The sequence below is a fragment of the Nocardia tenerifensis NBRC 101015 genome (genome assembly GCF_000308715.1).
GTDB lineage: Bacteria > Actinomycetota > Actinomycetes > Mycobacteriales > Mycobacteriaceae > Nocardia > Nocardia tenerifensis.
In genome coordinates, this window is the sequence record NZ_BAGH01000331.1 from 1 (window position 1) to 1459 (window position 1459).

The 1459-nt window shown below is 72.7% G+C and carries 2 protein-coding genes; both read left to right on the forward strand.

The features are described from left to right. Positions 1–183: 183 nt before the first annotated feature. On the forward strand, positions 184–624 hold the full coding sequence (locus ON39_RS26335) for a hypothetical protein (protein WP_040738443.1): 441 nt from the start codon (positions 184–186) through the stop codon (positions 622–624). After that, a partial coding sequence (locus ON39_RS26340; protein WP_157195517.1) for a PPE domain-containing protein occupies positions 617–1459 on the forward strand: 843 nt, incomplete at its 3' end. The genes ON39_RS26335 and ON39_RS26340, both read left to right, overlap by 8 nt.

Genomic DNA, 1459 nt, shown 5'->3' on the forward strand with positions numbered 1-1459 from the left:
GACTCAGCGCCACGAGTCGGTAGATTTACGCGAGTACGCCGACTCTGGGCATGATCTCCTGCACGAGCCGGTGCACGCGCGGGTCGCTGCCGACATCGCGGACTGGACGCAGGGTGTCGTCGTGGGGTTGGCACGGCGCCCGTGAGCTGAGCCTCGCTCAGAGATGAGGAAGGGGGACGTCAGATGCCATCCAACGAGAACGCCAACGGGGTCGGGAGTCCGGACCTGTCGGCATTCACCGCGCCCGGCGCCAGCGCCGCCGGGCTGCACGGTGCGGTCGCCGACGGCGAGCTGTGGATCGACCAGGTGCTGGTGGCGAGCGGGGTGCACGAACGCTGCGCGCGCCGCTACGAGCAGCTGGCCAATCAGATCGAGGACCAGATCCGCTCGCTCAGCGCCGCGTCGTCGCTGCCCGGGTTCGGCGGGTTCGCCTCCGGCGACGCGCTGCGCGCCGGCTTCGAGACGAAGGCGCACGGCGCGCTCACCCGATTATGGGAATACGCCGAGGCCGCCAGGGAACTCGCGCTCACCTTCCGCGCCGCGGGCGCGGCCTACCACGGCGCGGACCGTGCGCTCGCGGCCACCGTCGACCGGATCGGCGCGGAGGGAGTGGCGCATGCGTAAGTTGCCCAGGACGCCCGAGCGGCTGCTCGCCAGGCGCAACGACCCGCCGTACGCGCCGACGGTCGAGGTCTTCGACAACATGACCCACCCGGAGATCCACGAGCGGGTTCAGCTGCTGAAGCCCGCGGTGCTCACCGGCGGCCAGCAGGCCTGGGGCGACGCGGCGGCCGGGCTGGCCGACGCGGTCGCCCAGGCGCACATCGAGATTCGGGCGGCCATTGCCGACGGCTGGCGCGGCAGCGCGGCGCAGCGGGCGGCCGAGGCCGTGCAGGGCTTCGAGCTGGCCGGTCAGGACCTCGCGGATGTGCTCGCGGTCGTATCGCAGCGGCTCGGCCAGGCGGGTGACGCGGCGGAGGCGCTGCGGGCCGCCGTGCCCGCGCCGTCGGCGAAGGCGCCGGATCTGGGTGCGGCGCTGCTGGATCCGACGCAGGCCACCAGCAATATCGCCGACCAGAAGTCGGCCGAGCACACGCGTCAGGACGTCGTGCGCGCGATGAACGACATCTATGCCGGGGTGTTCATTCCGACCGGTACGGACGTGCCCGCGTTCCTGGACGAGCAGTTCGGCGAGGCGCCCGCCGCGCCGAACGGTACGCCGGCGGCCAAGCTGACCGGGTCCGATATCGCCGCGGAAAAGCTTGACGCGCAATCGGTTTCGCTGCCGTCCGGCACCACCGGGACGCAACCCATCGACGCGCCGGACGCGGCCACGCGGGTCGAGGAGCAGGCCGCGCCTGCCGAGCAGGCGGAGGAGCAGGCTCGATCCGCTACGGCCGCCGCGGCGAGCGCGACCAGCGATGCGAGCACGGGCAGTCCCGCCGTCGCACCTGCGTCG